A 20,605-nucleotide genomic window follows, 5' to 3' on the forward strand; every position below is an offset into this window, starting at 1 on the left:
CGGATGGGACGGATGTTGCTACTGTTGTTCGAGTTACACGACCGAGGGGTGTGCGCATGCGCGATCACATCGACCCGACCGAAGAGTGCGACTGCGCCCCCTCCGGGCGGGAACGACGCACCATGTGGTCCGCCGTCGACCGCCGCACGGCGCTCGGCATCGGCGCGTTCGGCGCGATCGCCCTCGCTGGCGTCGGCGCCTCGGTCGTCTCCTCGTCCTCCTCCGCGTTCGCGATCGAGGGCTATCCCTCGTGGGACGACGTGCAGGCCGCCAAGGCCAACGAGGCGGCCAAGGCCTCCGAGATCGCGCGCATCCAGCAGCTCATCTCCGACCTGCAGGCGGACGTCGCCAACAAGCAGGCGATCGCGAAACAGAAGAGCGATGAGTTCTTCGCGGCGCAGCAGGCGTTCTTCGACGCCGGTGTCACCGCCGACCAGCTCCAGTCCCAGGCCGATCAGCAGTCGAGCAAGGCGGTGGATGCCGCGAACAAGGCCGGCCGCGTCGCCGCGCAGCTCTACCGCAGCGGAGGCGACGGCACCTCGCTGCAGCTGTTCCTCGCCGGGTCCGCGGCCAGCGCGGACGACCTGCTCGCCCGGCTGGGAACGATGGACAAGCTCCTCGAGCGCAATCAGGCGGTCTATGCGGACGCCGTCACGGCCCGCAACTCCGCGCAGTCGCTGACCGACAAGGCCAAGGTCGCCCGCGACGAGCGCGACCGCCTCCAGAAGGCCGCGGACGCGGCGATGCAGGACGCACAGCAGGCGGCGCAGGCCGCGGAGGACGCCCTCGCCGCCCAGAACGCCAACCTCGGCACCCTGCAGGCGCAGCTCGCGGCGCTGCAGGACGACACCGCGAAGACCGTCGCCGACTACCAGGCCGGTGTCGAGGAGCAGAAGCGTCGCGACGCCGCGGCTGCGGCTGCGGCCGCCGCCGCGGCGGAAGCGGCGCGCCAGGCCGCCGCCGCAGCGGCTGCCGCGAACAGCGGCGGTGGTGGCGGGGGCGGCGACAGCGGCGGTGGCGGTGGTGGCGGCGGCGACTGGGTCCGGCCTTCCGGCGGAGGCGTCAGCTCGAACTACGGCCAGCGCTACGGTCAGTGCGGACCGGACTACTGCGCCAGCAGCTTCCACTACGGCGTCGACCTCGCCCCGGGGTGCTGGGGAGACATCTACGCCGCGCACTCCGGCACGGTCGTCTACGCCGGCTACAACGGCGGCTACGGCAACTACATCAAGATCGACCACGGTGACGGCACCGGCTCGGGTTACGCCCACATCGTCGACGGCGGGATCTACGTCGGGCGCGGTCAGTGGGTCAGCGCAGGGCAGCGCATCGCCTCGGTCGGCAACACCGGCAACTCCTTCGGCTGCCACCTCCACTTCGAGGTCTACGTCGGGAGCAGCATCGTCAACCCGCAGGTCTTCATGCAGCAGCACGGCGTGTGGATCGGCTACGAATGATCCACGCCGGCCGATGAGGCCGCACGGGAACGAGAAAGCCGGCGTCGGCCCCGAGGGGCGGACGCCGGCTTCGTCGTGATCCCGCCGCTCAGAGCGTGTTGGGGGCTTCGCCCTCGCCCTGCGTCTTGGTCTGCCCGTCGTGGTGGGCGAACCGCTCGAAGGCCTCGGCCACGAGGCGCTCGGCCTCGGCCGCGTCGGCCCATTCGTCGACCTTGACCCACTTGTTCGGCTCGAGGTCCTTGTAGTGCTCGAAGAAGTGCGAGATCTCCTTCTTGGTCCAGTCGTCGATGTCGCCGACGTCCTGGATGTGATCCCAGCGCGGATCCTTCGCGAGGACCGCCACGACCTTGTCGTCGCCGCCGGCCTCGTCGCTCATCTTCAGCACGCCGACCGGGCGCACCTTGGCGAGGATCCCCGGGTACAGGTCGCGATCCAGGAGCACCAGCACGTCGAGGGGGTCGCCGTCCTCGCCGAGCGTGTTCTCGAAGAACCCGTAGTTGGCCGGGTAGCCGAAGACGGTGTAGAGGATGCGGTCGAGGAACACACGGCCCGTGCCGTGGTCGACCTCGTACTTCACGCGGCTGCCGCGCGGGATCTCGATGACGGCGTCGTACGCGCCCATACTCTGAACTCCTTCGGAAGGGGTGGATGCCGCGACCAGCCTAGTGCGACGTCCTCGCGGGCCGTGAGAGACCGGTCCCGGGCCTCTCGGCTCGGTTCGGCGCGGTGGAGCGAGGGGATACGGTGAGGGAGTGGCCCCGCATCCCGCCGTCGCCGAGATCCGTCGACACGTGCGCGCGGCGCTGGAGGCGTCCGAGCCCTCTCCGGTGCTCGTCGCTCTCTCCGGCGGGGCGGACTCGCTCGCGCTCGCCGCGGCCGTCGCGTTCGAGGCGCCCAAGCTCGGCCTCCCGGCGATCGCGGTGACGGTCGACCACGGGCTGCAGCCCGACTCGGCCGCCGTCGCGTCCGCGGCGGCCGCCGCCGCGGGTGCGCTCGGGCTCGACGCGCGGATCGTCCGCGTCTCCGTCGGCGGGGAAGGCGGGCCCGAGGCCGCGGCGCGGATCGCGCGGTACGCGGCTCTGCGCGACACCGCCGGGGAGGTCGGCGCGCGTGCCGTCCTCCTGGCGCACACGCTCGACGACCAGGCCGAGACCGTCCTGCTGGGGCTCGCACGCGGCTCGGGGGCGACGAGCCTGGCCGGGATGGCCCCCGACCGGACCGAGGACGGCGTGCGCTGGATGCGGCCGCTCCTCGCGGTGCGCCGGGAGACGACCGTCGCGGCCTGCCGGGCGCAGGGCCTCGAGCCCTGGCACGATCCCCACAACGACGATCCCCGGTTCACGCGCGTGCGGGTGCGCCGCCGCATCCTGCCGCTGCTGGAGGACGAGCTCGGCCCCGGCGTCGCGGAGGCACTCGCGCGCACCGCCGAGCAGCTGCGGGAGGACGCCGAGGCCTTCGCCGAGATGATCGAGGAGACGATCGAGGACATCGTCGAGCACGCGGAGGCGGGCATCGCCGTCTCGGTCGCGGCGCTCGCGGCGAACCCGCCCGCGTTGCGGCACCGCATCATCCGCCACGTCGTGGCCAGTGAGTTCCACGTCTCCCTCACCCGCACGCAGACGCTCGAGGTCGCTCGCCTGGTGACGGACTGGCGGGGACAGGGCCCGATCGACCTTCCGGGGTGCCGCGCCGCCCGTGTCGGCGGCCGCATCGAGATCACCGCGCACGCGGACCTCTGACGGATCGCCCCGCCCCCGTCGCGAGCCCTCACCGCGAGCGCCTAACATCGAGGGATGCGCGCCGCAGACCTCGCCGACGACCTCACCGACGTGCTCGCGACCGAGGAGCAGATCCTCGCGAAGCTGGACGAGATCGCCGCCCAGGTCGCGAGCGACTACGCCGGCAAGGACCTCGTGCTGGTCGGCGTGCTCAAGGGAGCCGTCATGGTGATGGCCGACTTCTCCCGTGCCCTGCCGATCCTCGTGCCGATGGACTGGATGGCGGTGTCCTCCTACGGCACCGGCACGCGCTCCTCGGGCGTCGTGCAGATCCGCAAGGACCTCGACACCGACATCCACGACAAGCACGTGCTCATCGTCGAGGACATCATCGACTCCGGCCTGACCCTGAGCTGGCTGCTCGAGAACTTCGCGGCCCGCGGCGCCGCGTCCGTCGAGGTGTTCGCCCTGTTCCGCAAGCCGGAGGCCGCCAAGGTGCAGGTCGACTGCCGCTACGTCGGGTTCGACATCCCGAACGAGTTCGTCGTCGGCTACGGGCTCGACTACGCCGAGAAGTACCGCAACCTGAGGGATGTCGCCGTCCTCGCCCCGCACGTGTACAGCTGATGTCCAGCCTCTGTACGCCGTGGGCGAATGCACAGACGCGGCATAGCGGGCGCACGCTACCCTGAGACGATCCGCCACCGGTGGGCTCGTCGAGGAAAGGGCCGGGGTTCGCCCCCGCACAATGGACTTCAAGAAGATCACCCGAAATCCGCTGATCTATGTGCTGCTGATCGGTCTGCTGCTCATCGTGGGCTTCTCGCTGATCTCCAGCCTCGGTGCGGCCAAGCAGATCACGACCCAGCAGGGTCTCCAGCTGCTCAAGGGCACCACCGTCACGAAGGTCACCAACACCGACGGCGACCAGCGGGTCGACATGACGCTGTCCTCGCCGTTCGAGGGCGCGACGAACGTGCAGTTCTACTACGTGGGCGCGCGCGCCGACGAGGTCGTGCAGGCCGTGGACGCCGCGAACCCCTCGGACGGGTACAACGACGTCGTGCCCCGCGCGACGTGGTTCGACAGCATCCTCTCTCTCCTCATCCCGATCCTGCTGCTCGGCGTGATCTTCTGGTTCCTGCTCTCGTCCGCGCAGGGCGGCGGCGGCAAGGTCATGCAGTTCGGCAAGTCGCGCGCGAAACTCGTCACGAAGGAGACGCCGACCGTCACGTTCGGCGACGTCGCCGGCGCCGACGAGGCGATCGAGGAGCTCCAGGAGATCAAGGACTTCCTCAAGGACCCCTCCAAGTTCCAGGCGCTGGGAGCCCGCATCCCCAAGGGCGTGCTGCTGTACGGCCCTCCCGGAACCGGCAAGACCCTGCTCGCTCGCGCCGTGGCGGGCGAGGCGGGCGTGCCCTTCTACTCGATCTCCGGCTCGGACTTCGTCGAGATGTTCGTCGGCGTCGGCGCGAGCCGCGTGCGCGACCTGTTCAACCAGGCCAAGGAGAACGCGCCGGCGATCATCTTCATCGACGAGATCGACGCCGTCGGCCGCCACCGCGGTGCGGGGCTCGGCGGCGGGCACGACGAGCGCGAGCAGACCCTGAACCAGATGCTCGTCGAGATGGACGGCTTCGACCCCAAGGCGAACGTCATCGTCATCGCCGCGACGAACCGTCCCGACATCCTCGACCCGGCCCTGCTGCGTCCCGGCCGTTTCGACCGGCAGATCGGTGTCGACTCCCCCGACCTCAAGGGTCGGCAGAAGATCCTCGAGGTGCACGGCCGCGGCAAGCCGCTCGCCGACTCGGTCGACCTCGAGGTCGTGGCCCGCAAGACCCCCGGCTTCACGGGAGCCGACCTGGCGAACGTGCTGAACGAGGCCGCGCTGCTGACCGCCCGGTCCAACGCGCAGCTCATCGACAACCGTGCGCTGGACGAGGCGATCGACCGCGTGATCGCCGGACCGCAGCGTCGGACCCGCGTGATGAAGGACAAGGAGAAGCTCATCACGGCCTACCACGAGGGCGGTCACGCCCTCGCCGCGGCGGCGATGAACCACACCGACCCCGTCACGAAGATCACGATCCTGCCTCGGGGCAAGGCGCTCGGCTACACCATGGTGCTGCCGCTCGACGACAAGTACTCCGTCACCCGCAACGAGCTCCAGGATCAGCTCACCTACGCGATGGGCGGGCGCGTCGCCGAGGAGATCGTGTTCCACGACCCGACCACGGGTGCCTCCAACGACATCGAGAAGGCCACCGGCATCGCTCGCAAGATGGTGACCGAGTACGGCATGACGACCGACATCGGCCCGGTGAAGCTCGGCGGCTCCTCGGGTGAGATGTTCCTCGGCCGCGACATGGGCCACGGCCGCGACTACTCCGACGAGATCGCGGAGCGGGTCGACGTGCAGGTGCGTGCGCTCATCGAGCAGGCGCACAACGAGGCGTACCAGGTCATCAACGAGAACCGCGACATCCTCGACAGGCTCGCCCTGGCGCTGCTCGAGAAGGAGACACTCGACCACAACGAGGTCGCGGAGATCTTCACCGACATCAAGAAGCTCCCGCCGCGTCCGCAGTGGCTCTCCAGCTCCGACCGTCCGGTGTCGAACCAGCCGCCGATCGACGTGCCGCGCCGGCAGGATGTCGGCGTCGCCGCCCAGACCGAGGCCGAGGCCGCCGCGACCGAGAAGGCTCCGCGTCGTCGCCCCAGCACCGGACAGGCGCGGCCCGCGACCGCGTAGGCTCGGCCGATGGCCGTCGACCGTGAGCGCATCGCCCTGCTCGTCCGTGATCTTCTCGAGGCCATCGGGGAGGACCCGGACCGTCCCGGCCTGACCCAGACCCCGAGCCGCGTCGCCGACGCCTATGCGGAGTTCTTCTCCGGTGTGGGGCAGGATGCGGCCGAGCCGCTGCAGCACACGATCTCGGTCTCGCGGGGCCCCGCGCCCGAGACGTCCCCCTCCGGCGCGGTGATGCTGCGCGACATCCTCTTCCGTTCCACCTGCGAGCACCATCTGCTCCCGTTCCGCGGGCGGGCGCACATCGCCTACCTGCCGGGCGAGCGCGTCGTGGGGCTCGGAGCGCTGCCGAAGGTCGTGGACGTGCTGGCGGCGCGGCCCCAGGTCCAGGAGCGACTGGGCGAGCAGATCGCGGACACGATCGACCACGCACTGGCGCCTCGCGGGGTGCTCGTCATCCTCGACGCGTCGCACGAGTGCGTGACGATGCGCGGCGGCCGGCAGCCGGTCGCGACGACGGTGACGGTCGCGGCGCGCGGCGAGTACGTCGAGCCCGCCGCGCGGGCGGAGCTGGTCGCGCTGATCGGCCCGGGGGGCGCATGAGCTGTCTCATCATGGGGATCGTCAACGTGACCCCCGACTCGTTCAGCGACGGGGGCCGCTACCTCGACGCGGACGCCGCGATCGCCCAGGGGCTGCTGCTGCTGTCCCAGGGCGCCGACCTGCTCGACGTCGGCGGCGAGTCGACGCGACCGGGCTCCGAGCGCGTCCCGGTCGAGGTGGAGCAGGAGCGCGTGCTGCCCGTCATCGCGGCGCTCGCCGCCGCCGGCGCGACCGTGAGCGTCGACACGATGAACGCGGCGACCGCGGGCGCCGCCGTCGCCGCCGGCGCCCGCATCGTCAACGACGTGTCCGGCGGCCTCGCCGACCCCGACATGCTTCCCGCCGTCGCCGCCACCGACGCCGACATCGCGCTCGGTCACTGGCGCGGTCACTCCTCCGACATGTACGCGCGGGCCGAGTACGGCGACGTCGTGCGAGAGGTCTCGGCCGAGCTCGCCGGTCGCGTCGAGGCAGCCGCTGCGGCCGGCATCGCCCCCTCCCGGCTCATCCTCGACCCCGGGATCGGGTTCGGCAAGCGCGGCGCCCAGAACTGGGAGGTGCTGCGGGCACTGCCGCAGCTGACCGGCATCGGCTCCCGCGTGCTCGTGGGCGCGAGCCGGAAGCGCTTCCTCGGCGACCTGCTCGGCGGCGATGCCGCGGTCGAGCGTCGCGACCTGGCGACGGCGGTCACGAGCGCGCTGGCGGCACGCGAGGGCGCCTGGGCCGTGCGCGTCCACGACGTCGTCTCGACGCGCGATGCGCTGCTGGTCGAGGCCGCCTGGCGGAAGGGACACGCATGAACGGCGACCGCATCACCCTCACCGGCCTGCGCGGCCGCGGCTTCCACGGGGTGTTCCCCGAGGAGCGACGGGAGGGGCAGGAGTTCGTGGTCGATGTCGAGATCACGCTCGACACCCGTCCGGCCGCCCGCAGCGACGACGTCGCCGACACGGTGCACTACGGCGAGGTCGCGGAGGATGTCGTCGCGGTCGTCACCGGCGACCCCGTCGACCTGGTCGAGACGCTCGCCCAACGCATCGCGGACGCCGTGCTGGCTCGCCCCGCGGTGGAGGCCGTCCGGGTGACCGTCCACAAGCCCGGTGCGCCCATCACGGTGCCGTTCGCGGACGTCGCCGTCACGATCGAGCGGGCGCGACCGTGAACCGACGGCTGGCGCAGGGCCTCCGGTCGCAGACGGCGGTCGTCGCCTTCGGCGCCAACCTCGGCGACCGCGCTGCGACCATCGAGGCCGCCGCGGCGGAGCTGCGCGCGCTGCCGCTCGTCGACGACGTCCGTCTCGCGCCGGCCGTCTCCTCGGTCGCCGTCAAGCCCGATGGGCCGGATGTCGAGGCGCCGGGGTACCTGAACACCGTCGCGCTCGTGCGGACCCGTCTCGCGCCGTCCGTGCTCCTGGCCTGCCTGCACGAGATCGAGCGTCGGCACGGCCGTGTGCGTGTGGAGCGCTGGGGCGACCGCACGCTCGACCTGGATCTGATCGCCTACGGCGAGGTGCGCTCGACCGAGCCCGCGCTCGTCCTGCCGCATCCCCACGCCGCGGAGCGGGACTTCGTCCTCCGGCCATGGCTCGCTCTCGACCCGGAGGCCGAGCTGCCCGGCAGCGGCCGGGTGTCCCGGCTGCTCGCCACGATCGAGGGAGCCGCGTGAAGCGCACCAACCCCGCCGTTCTCGTCATCGCGGCCGTGCTCGGCGGCGGAGTCGGCTTCCTGATCGACCAGCTGCTGACCAGCGGCGGCGCCGCGACCGTCGCCCCGCACATCTCCATGGCCCTCGTGCTCGCGCTCGTCGGCGTCGTCGTGCTCGCCTTCGCGATCCCGATCCGCCGTGCCATACAGGGCAGGTCCCAGGTGCCCATCGACCCGTTCCGTGCGCTGCGGGTCGTCGTGCTGGCGAAGGCGTCGAGCCTCGTCGGCGCCGCGCTCGGCGGCGGCGCGCTCGGGCTTCTGGTCTTCCTCCTGACCCGTCCCGTCACGCCGTCGGTAGAGTCGATGACGACACTGATCGCCACGGTCGTGGCCAGCGCCTGGCTGGTCGCGGCGGCGTTGATCGCCGAACACCTGTGCATCATCCGGAAGGACGACGACGATCACGAACCCGGATCAGACGACCCCGGACCCGGCGTCACCCCGTCCCACCACTGACGTCGGGCTCGCCGCGCTGCTGGACGCCGACACCTACGCCGGGTTCCTGGAGTCGCGGTCGCCGAACCGTCTGCCCGCCGACGGCGAGGGGTGGCACCGCATCTCGCGTCGCTACCTGTGGACGCAGCTCATCACGACGGGCGCCCTCCTCGCGGCCGTCGCGGTCGCCGCTCCCGTCGTCGCTGCGCTCGTCGGGCAGCCGTGGCCGCTGGTCCCCGGCGCCGTCCTGGCGGTGCTCCTCCTGGGCGAGCTCGTCATCCTCCCGCGGCGGGTGCGCTCGATCGGATACCGCCTGCGCGACGACGACCTCGAGTTCCGGCGCGGCATCCTGTGGCAGCGCCAGGTCGCCGTCCCGTACGGGCGGATGCAGCTCATCGACATCACGCACGGGCCGCTGGACCGCGGGTTCCGCATCGCGCAGCTGAAGTTCGTCACGGCGGCGGCGTCGAGCGCGGTCGTGATCCCGGGGCTCGACCAGTCGGCCGCCGAGGCGCTGCGCGACCACCTCGTGCGGGTCGCAGAGAACCGGCGCACCGGGCTGTGACCGCTCCCCCGCCCTCGCGCTCGCCGCTGAGCGACGGACAGTGGCACCGGCCGCATCCGTTGACGCCGTTGCTGCGGGGCGGGTTCGCGCTCCTCGCGGTCTCGGGCGTCATCATCGCGAACCTGCGGGAACGCATCGTCGGCTTCTTCCTGCCGCGGGTGGACCCGGCGCTCGGCGACGACTACGAGCGGTGGACGACTCCGGGGGACCCGGTCGACTGGGTGCTCGCCCGCGGTCTCGTGCTCGTGGCCGCCCTCGTGGTCCTGGGAGTGCTCGTGGTGCTGGTCATCGCGTTCACCCTCGCCTGGCGGTTCCACACCTTCCGCGTCACCGAGGAGGACGTCGAGGTGCGCCGCGGCGTGCTCTTCCGCTCGCACCGACGTGCGCCGCTGGATCGGGTGCAGGGCGTGAACCTGACACGCCCGTTCGTCGCGCGGCTGCTCGGGCTGGCCAAGCTCGAGGTCGTCGGCGCGGGGCTCGACGCGAACGTGCGCCTGGAGTACCTGCGGCGCAGCGATGCCGAGACGGTGCGCGCCGACATCCTGCGCCTCGCCTCGGGTGTCCGCCTGGCCGAGGCGGCGGGGGAGGGACGCCCGGCGTTCCTCGCGGACGTGGCGCGCGGCATCCAGGGACTCGCCGAAGGCGACGAACCCGTGCCCGAGCCCGCGTCGGTCGTGCGTCTGCCGCCGGCCCGCATCGTGCTCTCTCACCTGCTGGACACCCTGACCGTCGTCATGGTGCTCGTCGCCGTCGCGGCCGTCGTCCTCGCAACGCTCGGCCCGCCCTGGATCGTCTTCGTCGCGGTGCCGGTCGTGTTCGGCCTGGGCGCCTACCAGGTCCGGCAGATCATCCGTGCGCTGCGCTACGCGATCGTGGCGACCCCCGATGGGGTGCGCATCACCTTCGGGCTGCTCACGACCGTGACCGAGACGATCCCGCCCGGGCGCATCCACGCCGTCGAGCTCAGCCAGCCGCTGCTGTGGCGGCCCGCCGGGTGGTGGGCCGTGCGCATCAACCGCGTGAGCGGGCGCAGCGCGAGCGACACGACATCCGACCAGTTCACGACCCTCATGCCCGTCGGCACCGCGGCGGATGCGGCACGGGTCCTGGCTCTCGTGCTGCCCGCGGCGGACGTCGCGGCGGCGATGCCTGCTGGCCTCGCCGCCCGGCCGGCGTCGGACCCTTTCACGACGATGCCGCGCCGTGCGTGGTTCCTGCGTCCGCTGTCGTGGCGGCGCACCGGCGTGCTCCGCGCTGCCGATGCGCTGCTGCTGCGTCGCGGCGCGATCCGTCGTTCGCTCGCGATCGTGCCGTGGGCGAGGATGCAGAGCGTCGCGGTGCAGCAGGGCCCGCTCTCCCGTGCGGCCCGCGTCGCGTCGCTGCACGTGCATACCGTCGCGGGGCCGGTCCGGACGGTCGTGGCAGGTCTCGACCGCGACGCCGCGCTCGCCGTGTGGCAGCGGGCCGCCGACGCCGTCGTGGCCGCCGCCGCGGCGGACCGTTCGCATCGATGGGCCGCCGTTCCGCCGGCCCGCTCCGCGGGTGCGTCCGGGGCGGTCGCCGAGCCGGGGCTCGCCGCCGCGTTCGGGTCGGCCGCGGCATCCGCAACGGCGGGGATCGTGATCGACACGCCGGTGGGGGATGCTGATTCTCGGGGTGTTGCGTACGATTCCCGCCGTTCGGTCTCGCCCGAGCCCGTGCCCGAGCCCGAGCCCGAGCCCGACCCCGAGCCCGAGCCCGAGCCCGAGCCCGAGCCCGAGGACCCGACCACCGAGGAGGACACATGAACCGCGACGGCAGACTCGGCGTCGGCGTGATCGGTGCCGGGCGCGTGGGCCCGGTGCTCGCGGCGGCGCTCGCCGGCGCCGGTCACGCGCTCGTCGGCATCACGAGCGGCTCCGACGACGACCGGGTCGACGCGATCCTGCCCGGGGTGCCGGTGCTCGACGCCCTCGAGGTCGTCCGGCGCAGCGAGCTCGTGGTCGTCGCGGTGCCGCACGACGAGCTGCCGGGCCTCGCGTCGGGGCTGGCCGAGGTCGGCGCGTGGCAGCCGGGCCAGCTCGTGCTGCATCCCGACCCGGCCTACGGCACGGCCGTGCTGGCGCCCGCCGCGGCGCGGGGTGCGATCCCGCTCGCCGTGCACCCGGCGATCTCGTTCACCGGGACGAGCATCGACCTGCGCCAGCTGGCCGCCGCGTACGCCGCCGTCACGGCACCCGCCGCGGTCCTGCCGATCGCGCAGGCGCTCGCGGTCGAGATGGGCTGCGAGCCGGTCGTCGTCGCCGAGGAGGACCGCCCGCTCTACGCCGAGGCCATCGCCACCGCCACCGAGTTCTCCCGCTCGATCGTCCGGCAGTCCACGGGTATCCTCGCCGGCATCGGCGTCGAGAACCCGGGCGGCTTCCTCTCCGCCCTCGTGCGCTCCGCCGTCGACCAGGCGCTCGCGTCGGGGACGGCCGCGGATGCCGACCCGCCGCTGTCGTGAGCGACATCCAGCTCGCGCGCATCCCCGCGGGTGCCCTGCCGCCGCAACGGGGGCGCCCGCCCGTCCGGGTCGAGGCCTTCGAGATCGGTGTGTATCCCGTCACCGAGGAGCAGCTGGCCGAGATCCTCGGCGTCACCGCCGCCCATCCCCGTCGCCCGGCCGTGGGTGTGAGCTGGCTGCGGGCCGTGCGGTTCTGCAACGCGGTGTCCGAGTGGGAGGGCTTCGAGCCGGCGTACCGGGTCGACGGCGACGAGGTCGCCCGCTACGACGACGCCGAGGGGTACCGGCTGCCGACGGAGGCCGAGTGGGAGCTGGCGTGCCGGGCGGGCTCGGCCGCGCCGCAGTACGGCCCGCTGCCCGAGATCGCCTGGACCGTCGCCGACGGCGTCCGCACGCCGCAGCCCGTCGGCGCCCGGCTGCCGAACCTCAACGGCCTGTTCGACATCCTCGGAAACGTGTGGGAGTGGTGCGAGGACGTCGTGGACGAAGGCCGTGAGGAGCACGCGATCCGCGGCGGCGGGTTCGCCGACGACGCGTGGAGCGTGCGCGCCGACGTGCGCCGTGCCGGGCCTCGTCGTGAGGGAGCGCCCGACGTCGGCTTCCGCGTGGCGCGCAGTCTGTGACGCCGGGTCTGCGGGTGCTGCCCTGTCACCGCGAGGGAGCGATGACCAGGGAGACGTTCTGCCCGCCGAAACCGAACGAGTTGCTCAGAACGGCGTGAGGTGTCGCCTGTCGCGCCTCGGTCACGACATCGAGCGCGATGCGCGGATCGACCCCGGTCGAGCTCAGGTTGCGGGTTGGCGGGATGCGTCCGTGCTGCGCGCTGAGGACGGCGATGAGGGCCTCGACGGCACCGGCGGCGCCGAAGAGGTGCCCCAGGGCGGCCTTCGGCGCGGTGACCGTGGCCCGTCCGAACACCCGGGTGATCGCGTGCGCCTCCGCCGCATCCCCGACCTCGGTTCCGGTGGCGTGCGCGTTGACGTGTCCGATGTCCTCGGGGGCCAGCCGCGCCTGGGCGAGAGCCTTGCGCATGGCCGACATCTGACCGGTGCCCGCCGGGTCCGGTGCCGTGAGGTGTGGTGGGCGTCCGAGGCGATCCCTGCTCCCGCGAGCTCGGCGCGGATGCGTGCGCCGCGCGCGACGGCGTGTGCGCGACTCTCCAGGATGAGGACGGCGGCGCCCTCGGCGAGGACGAACCCGCTGCGGTCGGCGGCGAAGGGGCGTGACGCGGACGCCGGATCGCCCGTGTGATGGGAGAGCGAGCGTGCCTGCGCGAAGCCGGCGACCGTGATCGGGGTGATGGCGGCCTCGGTGCCGCCCGTGATCACGACGTCCGCCTCGCCCGCGCGGATCAGCCGGGCGCCGAGCGCGATCGCCTCGGCGCCGGACGAGCAGGCGGACACCGGGGTGAACACGCCGGCCCGTGCGCCGTAGGCGATGCCGAGGACGGCGGCCGCAGCGTTCGGCATGAGCATCGGGACGGTCCGGGGCGACACCCTGCGGGCTCCCGACGTGAGGCGGACGCCCTCCTCGTGCAGCAGCGTCTGCACACCGCCGATCCCGGTGCCGATCGCGGTCGCCAGGCGGTCGGGATCGGGCTCGGGTGCGCCGGCATCGGCCCATGCCTCGGCAGCGGCGACGAGCACCGCCTGCTGCGAGCGGTCGAGACGCTTGCGCTGCACGGGGGAGAGGAGCTCTCCCGGATCGGCGGCCATCGTGCCCGCCGCGATGGCCGCGAGCCCGTCGCTGCCCGCCAGCACGCCGGCTCGGATGCCGGATGCGCCCGCCAGCAGCGCCTCCCAGGTCGAGTGCGCGTCGACTCCGAGCGGGGTGAGCGCGCCCACTCCCGTCACGACGACGTCGGTTCCGAAAGACATGGCGACCACTTTTCTTGTATGTTATACAAATCGTTGGTCATTTGTATCACATACAATTACGGGGTGACCTCTGAGCGGACGGGCGGCGATCCGAGCAGGCGGGCGCGCGGACGGTCCACCCGGTTGCGGCTGATCGAGACGGCGGCGCGGCTCGGTGTCGAGCGTCCGGGTTCGGCTCTGAGCGTGGCGGAGGTCGCGGAGGCCGCCGGTGTCTTCCCGAACCAGATCACCTACCACTTCGGTTCCAAGGACGCGCTGCTCGTGCACGCGGCGTTCCTCCGCCTCCTGCGTGACACCCGCCGCGTCGAGCGGATCGGCCGCGCGGCTGCGACGGCCGAGGCGTTCCGCCGCAACATCAGCCGTGCCGTCCTGGCACTGCCCTCGTTGCCCGGCGTGGCCGGGGCGCTCGCGATCGGAATCGCCCGGGCGGATGTCGCGCCGGTCATCGACCAGCATCTCCACCTGCTCTTCCGCCAGTCGGAGCGCTACCTCGGCGTCCTCCTCGACCGCCGGGGCTGGGGCATCGAGCGCTCGCCGCACCTCGAGGTCAGGACCTTCTGGAGCACCGCGCTCGGCGGTGCTCTGCTTGCGCGGGCGGGGGCGGCGGGGACGGCCGCCGACCTCGACCTCGCCGGCATTCTGAGCGTCCACGACCGCGCCGATAGACTGAAATCGCCCCCGTCGACCGCTCAGACCGGAGACCCCATGACCTCGAAGCCCGACTCCGCCGTGCCCGCAGACTCCTCCGAGGAGGATGTCTTCGAGCAGAAGGCCGTGCGTCTGGCCAAGCGGGAGCGGCTCATCGCCGAGCGCGTCGACGCCGCCGGCGGTGCCTACCCGGTGACGGTTCCTGTCACCGACACCATCCCGGCGCTGCGCGAGCGCTACGCCGATCTCGAGGCGGGCGCGGAGACGGGTGTCGTCGCCTCCGTCGCCGGTCGCGTGGTCTTCAGCCGCAACACCGGCAAGCTCTGCTTCGCCTCGCTGCAGTCCGGTGACGGAAGCCGCATCCAGGCCATGGTCTCGCTCGCCGTCGTGGGCGAGGAGTCGCTTGCCCGCTGGAAGGAGCTCGTCGACCTCGGCGATCACGTCTCGGTCACCGGCGAGGTCATCTCCAGCCGTCGCGGCGAGCTGTCGATCATGGTGAGCGACTGGACGATCGCCGCCAAGGCGCTTCTGCCGCTGCCGAACCTGTACACCGAGCTCAGCGAGGAGAGTCGCGTGCGCTCGCGCTTCCTCGACCTGATCGTGCGCGAGCAGGCCCGCACCTCGGTCCGCGCCCGGGCCGCGGTCAACGCCTCGCTGCGCGCCACCTTCGCCGGGCACGACTTCATCGAGGTCGAGACCCCCATGCTCCAGGTGCAGCACGGCGGCGCCTCGGCGCGCCCCTTCGTCACGCATTCGAACGCCTTCGACACCGAGCTGTACCTGCGGATCGCGCCCGAGCTGTTCCTCAAGCGCGCTGTCGTGGGCGGGCTCGACCGGGTGTTCGAGATCAACCGGAACTTCCGCAACGAGGGCGCGGACTCGACCCACAGCCCCGAGTTCGCGATGCTCGAGGCCTATCAGGCCTACACCGACTACAACGGCATCGCCGACCTCACCCAGGAGCTGATCCAGAACGCCGCCGCCGCCGTCAACCGGCTGCTCGGTCGTCCGGAGGCCGGGCACGAGGTCGTCTGGGCCGATGGCACGGTGTACGACCTGGGCGGCGAGTGGGATCGCATCTCGATGTACGACTCGCTCACCGCCGCGAGTGGCCGCGCCGTCACCCCGGAGACCTCGGTCGACGAGCTCGCGGCCTTCGCGCAGGAGGCCGGCGTGGATGTCCCTGCGCGGACCGCGACCCACGGCAAGTACGTCGAGGAGCTGTGGGAGCACTTCGTCAAGGGCGGCCTCGAGCGGCCGACGTTCGTCATGGACTTCCCCCTCGACACGAGCCCGCTCGTGCGCGAGCACCGTTCGATCCCGGGCGTCGTGGAGAAGTGGGACCTGTACGTGCGCGGGTTCGAGTTGGCCACCGGATACTCCGAGCTGGTCGACCCCGTGGTGCAGCGCGAGCGGTTCGTCGAGCAGGCGAAGCTCGCCGACCGCGGCGACGACGAGGCGATGCGCATCGACGAGGAGTTCCTGCGGGCCATGGAGCACGGCCTTCCGCCCATGGGCGGCATGGGCATGGGCATCGATCGGCTGCTCATGGCGATCACCGGCCTCGGCATCCGCGAGACCATCCTCTTCCCGCTCGTCAAGTAGTCGGCCGCTCGTCAGGGGCGGAACGCCCAGTCCGGCAGATGCCCCGCCTGCACCATCGACATGACGATGCCGGCGAGCCCGTGGCCCGGCTCGATCTCCAGCGCTCCGCGGGCGTAGGCATCGGCGTGCGTCGACCGCCCGAGTGCCCAGCAGAGCCAGGCGCACGCGGAGAGCGCTCCGGGGCGATGCTCCCGCGGTGCGGACGCCGCCGCCTCGCGACACGCGTCGAGCGCGATCCCGAGCCGCTCGATGTCGGGTCGCGGGCCCTCGCCCCACATGGACGGCGCGAACTCGTGGGAGTACTCCTCGCCGTTCTCCCACCGCAGCTGAGCGTGGACCGCGTCGTCACCCGCGTCGACCCCGCCGATCCAGGTCAGCAGGCCGATGTCGCGGGCCGCCGGGCGCTCCAGGCACCAGATCAGCAGGGCGCGGGCGTAGGCGTCGTCAGCGTGCCGTGTCGGCGGGAGCGCCCGCCGACACAGCGCGCTCCGCCACGACGTCGTCGAAGAAGCCCGGCAGGTCATCGAGCACCCCGGTCGCCGCGACGGCAAGCGGATGCACGCGTGCTCCCTCGGCGGACGGCGAGCCGGCGAGGAGGCGCACGGCGTGTCCGAGCTCCCGTAGCGCCACCGCGGTGCGCTCGGTCGTGGCGAGATCGACCGCCGGCAACGCGGCGCCGGTGGCCTGGTCGCCCACGGGATCCGCGACCACACCGGCGGCCGGCCCGTCGTCGAGGTCGGCGGCGTCCCCGCCGAGGTCGGCGACGAGGTACGACGCCCAGCGTCCCCCGCCCACGTACAGTGCGTCGACCGTGCCCAGACCACACGCATGGGCTCGTGCCGCGAGCGCTGCGGCGAGCGTCGCGTACGGCACGGCGCCCGCGCTCATCCGCTCCTCGCCGTACACCACCAGCGCGTAGGCATCGGCATCCGCGATACGGCAGACCATGCCGATGAGCGTCGCCGCGAACGTGTCGATCTCGCTCTCGCGCGGGAGATCGACGCGCATGCCGCCCACGCTCCGGCCCCCGGAGAAGGGGATGATCACGGCGCTCCGGGTCGGGGTGAAGCCCAGCAGGTGCGGTACGACGGACAGGAACTGGCGAGGCTCGGTGGCCTTCACGATCGTCTTCATGCGTCGAGGATCGGCTGCGGCGGCCCGGCGCGGGCCGGCCCTCCCCAGGTGTCGTCGCCCTCCCGCCGTCTGTCCCGGCTGGGGAGGAGAGGATGGCGCAGTCCGCCTCCCAGCCTCGCGGCGTACGATGGGCGCATGGACAGCTTCTGGGTCGCCGCGCTCTGGGCGGTCCTGCCGACCGCGTGCCTCGTGGTGCTGTTCTTCTTCATCCTCCGCTCGGTCGTGCACATGGACCGCAACGAGCGTCGCGCCTACGCGAAGGCCGAGGCCGAGGAACGCGCGCGGCGGGGGATGCCGCCGGCCGGCGCCGCCGCATCCGAGCGCTGAGAACGGCTCGGCGTCGGAGGCCTCCGCTACGCTGAGAGCCGACCCCGGGGGGCAGCCGTGATCCAGTTCGATTTCGACGATCCGTGGTGGCTGCTCTTCGTCTTCGTGTTCGACGTCGTGGTGCGCGTCGCGGCGGTGATCATCGTGCCGCGCAACCGTCGGCCCACGGCGGCGATGGCGTGGCTGCTGGCGATCTACTTCATCCCGATCATCGGCGTGCTGCTGTTCCTCGTGATCGGCACGCCGCGACTGCCGCGCAAGCGCCGCCGCAAGCAGCGCGCGATCAACGACTACATCGAGGACACGACGGCGGGCCTCGACTTCGGCATGGCTCAGCCCGGGGCGCCGGAGTGGTTCACCTCCCTCGTGCGGCTCAACCGCAACCTGGGCGCGCTCCCGCTGTCCGGAGAGAACTCCGCGCGCCTGGTCGCCGACTACCAGACGAGCCTCGACGACATGGCCGAGGCGATCCGGCGGGCGCGGCGCTACGTGCACGTCGAGTTCTACATCCTGCAGTCCGACGCCTCGACCGACGGGTTCTTCCGGGCGCTCGAGGAGGCCGCGGCACGCGGCGTCACGGTGCGGGTGCTGCTGGACCACTGGGCCAACCGGGGCAAGCCCTTCTACCGCGCCACGCTCAAGCGGCTCGACGCGATGGGCGCGCAGTGGCATCTGATGCTCCCCGTGCAGCCGTTCAAGGGTCGCTATCAGCGCCCCGATCTGCGCAACCACCGCAAGCTCCTGGTCATCGACGGGGACGTCGCGTACATGGGCTCCCAGAACGTCACCGACTCGACGTACAACCTGCGCAAGAACATCCGGCGGGGCCTGCACTGGGTCGACCTGATGGTGCGCCTCGAGGGGCCGGTCGTCGCGAGCGTCAACGCCGTCTTCCTGTCCGACTGGTACAGCGAGACCGACGAGATCCTCTCGGGCGAGGTCGATCTGTTCGACGTCGATCGGGCCGTCGGCGCGCTCGACTGCCAGATCGTCCCCTCCGGTCCGGGGTTCGAGTTCGAGAACAACCTGCGCCTGTTCCTGGGCCTCCTCTACAGCGCTCAGCGGCGGATCGTGCTGATCAGCCCTTACTTCGTGCCCGACGAGTCGATGCTCCTGGCGATCACCACCGCGTGCCACCGAGGTCTCGAGGTCGAGCTGTTCGTCTCCGAGGAGGGCGACCAGGCGATGGTGTACCACGCGCAGCGCAGCTACTACGAGGCGCTGCTGCGGGCCGGCGTGAAGATCTGGATGTACCGGAAGCCCTACATCCTGCACACGAAGGCCTTCACGATCGACGACGAGGTCGCCGTCATCGGTTCGAGCAACATGGACATGCGCTCGTTCGGCCTGAACATGGAGATCTCGCTGCTCGTGCGCGGCGCGGGCTTCGTGGAGCAGATGCGCGAGGTCGAGGGGCGCTACCGCGAGCTGTCCCGCGAGCTGACGCTCGAGGAGTGGCTGACGCAGCCGCTGCGCTCGACCGTGCTCGACAACATCGCTCGCCTCACCTCCGCGCTCCAGTAGCAGCAGCCCCGATCGTGACCTCGCCGTTACCGGTCGTGCACGGATCGCGCGGGGCCGTGCGTCAGGATGGGCGGCACGACCCTCGGGAGGAATCATGAGCGCATGGCGTGCGGGCGCGGGAGCGGCCCTGACCGGCGTTGTGCTGGCGGCGGCGGGGATCCTCGTCGGATGCGCGGGCGCGCCGGCGCCGACGACCACCACGACGACCGCGATGGATGTGGATGCGGCCTGGCTCGACGGCGGCCGTCTGATCGGCGTCGTGACCTGGGGCAGCTCGAGCTGTGTGCCCGTCGCGGCATCGGCGGCCCTCGGCGCCGACGGGACGCTGGCCGTGACGCTCGAGGACGCCCCGGCCTCGGAGGGCGGCACCCCGCGAGCCTGCACGGCCGATCACGCCCCGCGCGTGAGCCTGGTCGACGTCCCCCAGGGCGTCGATCCCGCCACGGGCGTCGGCCTGCATGTGACCTACGGCGCGGGGGCGGGAGAGACGGCGCTCGCCGCCGCGCCGGGCCTGACGCGGCCGGACACGCCGAGCGACAACGCTCCGAGCGCCGGCTGGACCGGCACGCCGGGGATGTTCGCCTTCGTCACATGGGGCTCGTCCTCGTGCGTCCCCGCGGTGAAGGATGTCGCGGCCACCGGCGACGCGCAGGTCACCCTGACGTTCGCGGAACCCGCCGCCGACCGCGTCTGCACGATGGACATGGTCCCGCGCGCCGGGCTCGCCCAGGTGTCCGGTGTGAAGACCGCATCCGGCGCGCAGCTCGTGCTCGCGGGGGATGCGTTCGCCGGAGTCGCGGTGCCGATCGTCGGGGGCGGCTGAGGATCAGCGGTCGGCCCGTACGAGCAGTTCGCCGATCTCACAGTCGAGCGCCCGGCAGATCGCCGCGAGCGTGGAATAGCGGATCGCCCGCGCGCGGTCGTTCTTGAGGATCGAGAGGTTGACCACCGACACCCCCACGACCTCGCTCAGTCTCGTGAGGGTCATGCCGCGCTCGGCGAGCAGTTCGTCGAGCCGGCAGTGGATGCCGCTGGGTCCCTCGTCCTCCACAGGGGTCATACGAGGCCTTCCGTGTCGCGCTGCAGCCGCGTTCCGTAGGAGAAGACGACCGACAGCGCCAGCACCGCCAGCCCGGCGAGCGTCCAGGCGGGGTCGAAGCGGAAGCCGACGACGAACACGTCCCCGGCGACGGGGTTCAGCTCGTCCGCCGCCATCATGCGGCCGAGGCCTCCCAGGCCGGACGAGAGCATGCTGCCCAGGAGGAGCGCGCAGCCCGCGACCTGCGTCGCGACGATCACGGCGCGGTGGAAGGGCCGACGCCACATGAGGAGGAGCAGGAAGAGGACGACCGCGCCGACGGTGAGCAGCGTCGTGAGGGCGCCGGACAGCGCGCCGAGCACGAGGAGCGACCGGGCGCTCGCGCTCAGCCCGGTCGGCACGACCCAGGCGGTGTCGAACGTCGCAGCGGTGAGGGATGCGCCGCCGCCGATGCCCAGCGGCACCGCGGCGTCGGTGAGCAGGGAGATTCCGCTCTCGCCCGTCGCGAGTCCGATCGCCTGTCGGATGCCGGGGAGCGCGAGCGCGAGGCCCAGCACGAGCCCGGCTGCGGCGAAGAGGATCAGGATGCCGCGTTCCATGCGGCGGCTGATGGGCTGCGTGTTCGACATCGCGCCAGTCCTTCCGTGTCATGCTGCGGGCGCTCTCCTCGACCCAGCGCTTCGTGCAGCGAGAGCGTATCGACTATCGATAGCAACGATAAACGATATGTCGG

Annotated in this window: 23 protein-coding genes and 2 pseudogenes; 18 read left to right on the forward strand and 7 right to left on the reverse strand. The window is 72.1% G+C overall.

Translation table 11 applies throughout. From position 1 onward, the window contains the following. Positions 1-56 precede the first annotated feature (56 nt). A complete protein-coding gene (locus QE381_RS11610) occupies positions 57-1,457 on the forward strand; it encodes a M23 family metallopeptidase (RefSeq protein WP_307218333.1) in 1,401 nt (466 codons plus the stop codon). Positions 1,458-1,545: 88 nt separating this feature from the next. On the opposite strand, the gene QE381_RS11615 is transcribed toward QE381_RS11610, so the two are convergent. Next, entirely contained in the window at positions 1,546-2,079 is a 534-nt protein-coding gene (locus QE381_RS11615) for an inorganic diphosphatase (RefSeq protein ID WP_307218335.1), read from the reverse strand. 130 nt (positions 2,080-2,209) lie between these two features. Between QE381_RS11615 and tilS the strand changes: the two genes are divergently transcribed. The 12 genes from tilS to QE381_RS11675 all read left to right on the forward strand — a co-directional run bounded on the left by tilS (position 2,210) and on the right by QE381_RS11675 (position 12,341). Further along, the gene (gene tilS / locus QE381_RS11620; RefSeq protein ID WP_307218337.1) at positions 2,210-3,196 is read left to right on the forward strand and encodes a tRNA lysidine(34) synthetase TilS; all 987 of its coding nucleotides are present in this window, start codon (positions 2,210-2,212) and stop codon (positions 3,194-3,196) included. 54 nt (positions 3,197-3,250) lie between these two features. Beyond that, complete coding sequence (gene hpt / locus QE381_RS11625) at positions 3,251-3,802, forward strand: hypoxanthine phosphoribosyltransferase (protein WP_307218339.1); 552 nt, start codon at positions 3,251-3,253, stop codon at positions 3,800-3,802. Between the two features lie 121 nt (positions 3,803-3,923). Next, a complete protein-coding gene (gene ftsH / locus QE381_RS11630; RefSeq protein ID WP_307218341.1) occupies positions 3,924-5,930 on the forward strand; it encodes an ATP-dependent zinc metalloprotease FtsH in 2,007 nt (668 codons plus the stop codon). 9 nt (positions 5,931-5,939) lie between these two features. Beyond that, positions 5,940-6,530, forward strand: a complete 591-nt coding sequence (folE, locus tag QE381_RS11635) for a GTP cyclohydrolase I (protein WP_307218343.1) — start codon at positions 5,940-5,942, stop codon at positions 6,528-6,530. Continuing rightward, positions 6,527-7,330, forward strand: coding sequence for a dihydropteroate synthase (gene folP, locus QE381_RS11640; RefSeq protein WP_307218344.1), 804 nt, complete (start codon positions 6,527-6,529; stop codon positions 7,328-7,330). The genes folE and folP overlap by 4 nt, the downstream gene beginning before the upstream one ends. Then, positions 7,327-7,692: a dihydroneopterin aldolase gene (gene folB, locus QE381_RS11645; RefSeq protein ID WP_307218346.1), complete on the forward strand. Its 366-nt coding sequence runs from the start codon at positions 7,327-7,329 to the stop codon at positions 7,690-7,692. Before folP ends, folB begins: the two co-directional genes overlap by 4 nt. Then, positions 7,689-8,195, forward strand: coding sequence for a 2-amino-4-hydroxy-6-hydroxymethyldihydropteridine diphosphokinase (gene folK / locus QE381_RS11650; protein WP_307218349.1), 507 nt, complete (start codon positions 7,689-7,691; stop codon positions 8,193-8,195). The genes folB and folK overlap by 4 nt, the downstream gene beginning before the upstream one ends. Beyond that, on the forward strand, positions 8,192-8,689 hold the full coding sequence (locus QE381_RS11655) for a DUF3180 domain-containing protein (RefSeq protein WP_307218351.1): 498 nt from the start codon (positions 8,192-8,194) through the stop codon (positions 8,687-8,689). Before folK ends, QE381_RS11655 begins: the two co-directional genes overlap by 4 nt. Beyond that, positions 8,634-9,233 carry a PH domain-containing protein gene (locus QE381_RS11660; protein ID WP_307220492.1) on the forward strand — a complete coding sequence of 200 codons (600 nt, stop codon included), beginning with the start codon at positions 8,634-8,636 and terminating at the stop codon, positions 9,231-9,233. The genes QE381_RS11655 and QE381_RS11660 overlap by 56 nt, the downstream gene beginning before the upstream one ends. Beyond that, on the forward strand, positions 9,230-11,020 hold the full coding sequence (locus QE381_RS11665) for a PH domain-containing protein (protein ID WP_307218353.1): 1,791 nt from the start codon (positions 9,230-9,232) through the stop codon (positions 11,018-11,020). Before QE381_RS11660 ends, QE381_RS11665 begins: the two co-directional genes overlap by 4 nt. Further along, a complete protein-coding gene (locus QE381_RS11670; protein ID WP_307218355.1) occupies positions 11,017-11,718 on the forward strand; it encodes a DUF2520 domain-containing protein in 702 nt (233 codons plus the stop codon). The genes QE381_RS11665 and QE381_RS11670 overlap by 4 nt, the downstream gene beginning before the upstream one ends. Then, positions 11,715-12,341, forward strand: a complete 627-nt coding sequence (locus QE381_RS11675; RefSeq protein WP_307218356.1) for a formylglycine-generating enzyme family protein — start codon at positions 11,715-11,717, stop codon at positions 12,339-12,341. Before QE381_RS11670 ends, QE381_RS11675 begins: the two co-directional genes overlap by 4 nt. A gap of 25 nt (positions 12,342-12,366) precedes the next feature. Here the strand turns inward: QE381_RS11675 and QE381_RS11680 are convergent, their stop codons facing one another. Both QE381_RS11680 and QE381_RS11685 read right to left on the reverse strand, forming a co-directional pair. Further along, on the reverse strand, positions 12,367-12,759 hold the full coding sequence (locus QE381_RS11680; RefSeq protein WP_307218358.1) for a hypothetical protein: 393 nt from the start codon (positions 12,757-12,759) through the stop codon (positions 12,367-12,369). A 164-nt stretch (positions 12,760-12,923) separates the two neighbouring features. Further along, a pseudogene (locus tag QE381_RS11685) lies at positions 12,924-13,595 on the reverse strand (beta-ketoacyl synthase N-terminal-like domain-containing protein); the annotation flags it as partial. Positions 13,596-13,613: 18 nt separating this feature from the next. Here QE381_RS11685 and QE381_RS11690 point away from each other — a divergent pair. Both QE381_RS11690 and lysS read left to right on the forward strand, forming a co-directional pair. Beyond that, a pseudogene (locus tag QE381_RS11690) lies at positions 13,614-14,225 on the forward strand (TetR/AcrR family transcriptional regulator C-terminal domain-containing protein); the annotation flags it as partial. Positions 14,226-14,300: 75 nt separating this feature from the next. Next, a complete protein-coding gene (gene lysS, locus QE381_RS11695; protein WP_307220495.1) occupies positions 14,301-15,848 on the forward strand; it encodes a lysine--tRNA ligase in 1,548 nt (515 codons plus the stop codon). Positions 15,849-15,859: 11 nt separating this feature from the next. On the opposite strand, the gene QE381_RS11700 is transcribed toward lysS, so the two are convergent. Both QE381_RS11700 and QE381_RS11705 read right to left on the reverse strand, forming a co-directional pair. Beyond that, positions 15,860-16,372 (reverse strand): hypothetical protein, encoded by a 513-nt coding sequence (locus QE381_RS11700; protein ID WP_307218360.1) that lies wholly within the window; start codon positions 16,370-16,372, stop codon positions 15,860-15,862. Then, the gene (locus tag QE381_RS11705) at positions 16,293-16,982 is read right to left on the reverse strand and encodes a DUF4192 family protein (RefSeq protein WP_307218362.1); all 690 of its coding nucleotides are present in this window, start codon (positions 16,980-16,982) and stop codon (positions 16,293-16,295) included. The genes QE381_RS11700 and QE381_RS11705 overlap by 80 nt, the downstream gene beginning before the upstream one ends. Positions 16,983-17,117: 135 nt before the next feature. On the opposite strand from QE381_RS11705, the gene QE381_RS11710 reads away from it, so the two are divergent. From QE381_RS11710 to QE381_RS11720, 3 genes are all read left to right on the forward strand, one after another. Then, positions 17,118-17,309, forward strand: coding sequence for a hypothetical protein (locus QE381_RS11710; protein WP_307218364.1), 192 nt, complete (start codon positions 17,118-17,120; stop codon positions 17,307-17,309). 60 nt (positions 17,310-17,369) lie between these two features. Further along, a complete protein-coding gene (cls, locus tag QE381_RS11715) occupies positions 17,370-18,833 on the forward strand; it encodes a cardiolipin synthase (RefSeq protein WP_307220499.1) in 1,464 nt (487 codons plus the stop codon). A gap of 94 nt (positions 18,834-18,927) precedes the next feature. Beyond that, entirely contained in the window at positions 18,928-19,656 is a 729-nt protein-coding gene (locus QE381_RS11720; RefSeq protein ID WP_307218366.1) for a hypothetical protein, read from the forward strand. A gap of 3 nt (positions 19,657-19,659) precedes the next feature. Here QE381_RS11720 and QE381_RS11725 read toward each other — a convergent pair whose 3' ends face one another. Together QE381_RS11725 and QE381_RS11730 are read right to left on the reverse strand one after the other, a co-directional pair. Further along, on the reverse strand, positions 19,660-19,893 hold the full coding sequence (locus QE381_RS11725) for a helix-turn-helix transcriptional regulator (RefSeq protein ID WP_307218368.1): 234 nt from the start codon (positions 19,891-19,893) through the stop codon (positions 19,660-19,662). Further along, positions 19,890-20,501 carry a hypothetical protein gene (locus QE381_RS11730; protein ID WP_307218369.1) on the reverse strand — a complete coding sequence of 204 codons (612 nt, stop codon included), beginning with the start codon at positions 20,499-20,501 and terminating at the stop codon, positions 19,890-19,892. The genes QE381_RS11725 and QE381_RS11730 overlap by 4 nt, the downstream gene beginning before the upstream one ends. Positions 20,502-20,605 lie beyond the last annotated feature (104 nt).

Source organism: Microbacterium sp. SORGH_AS_0888, assembly GCF_030818905.1.
In the GTDB taxonomy this organism is placed as follows: Bacteria; Actinomycetota; Actinomycetes; order Actinomycetales; family Microbacteriaceae; genus Microbacterium.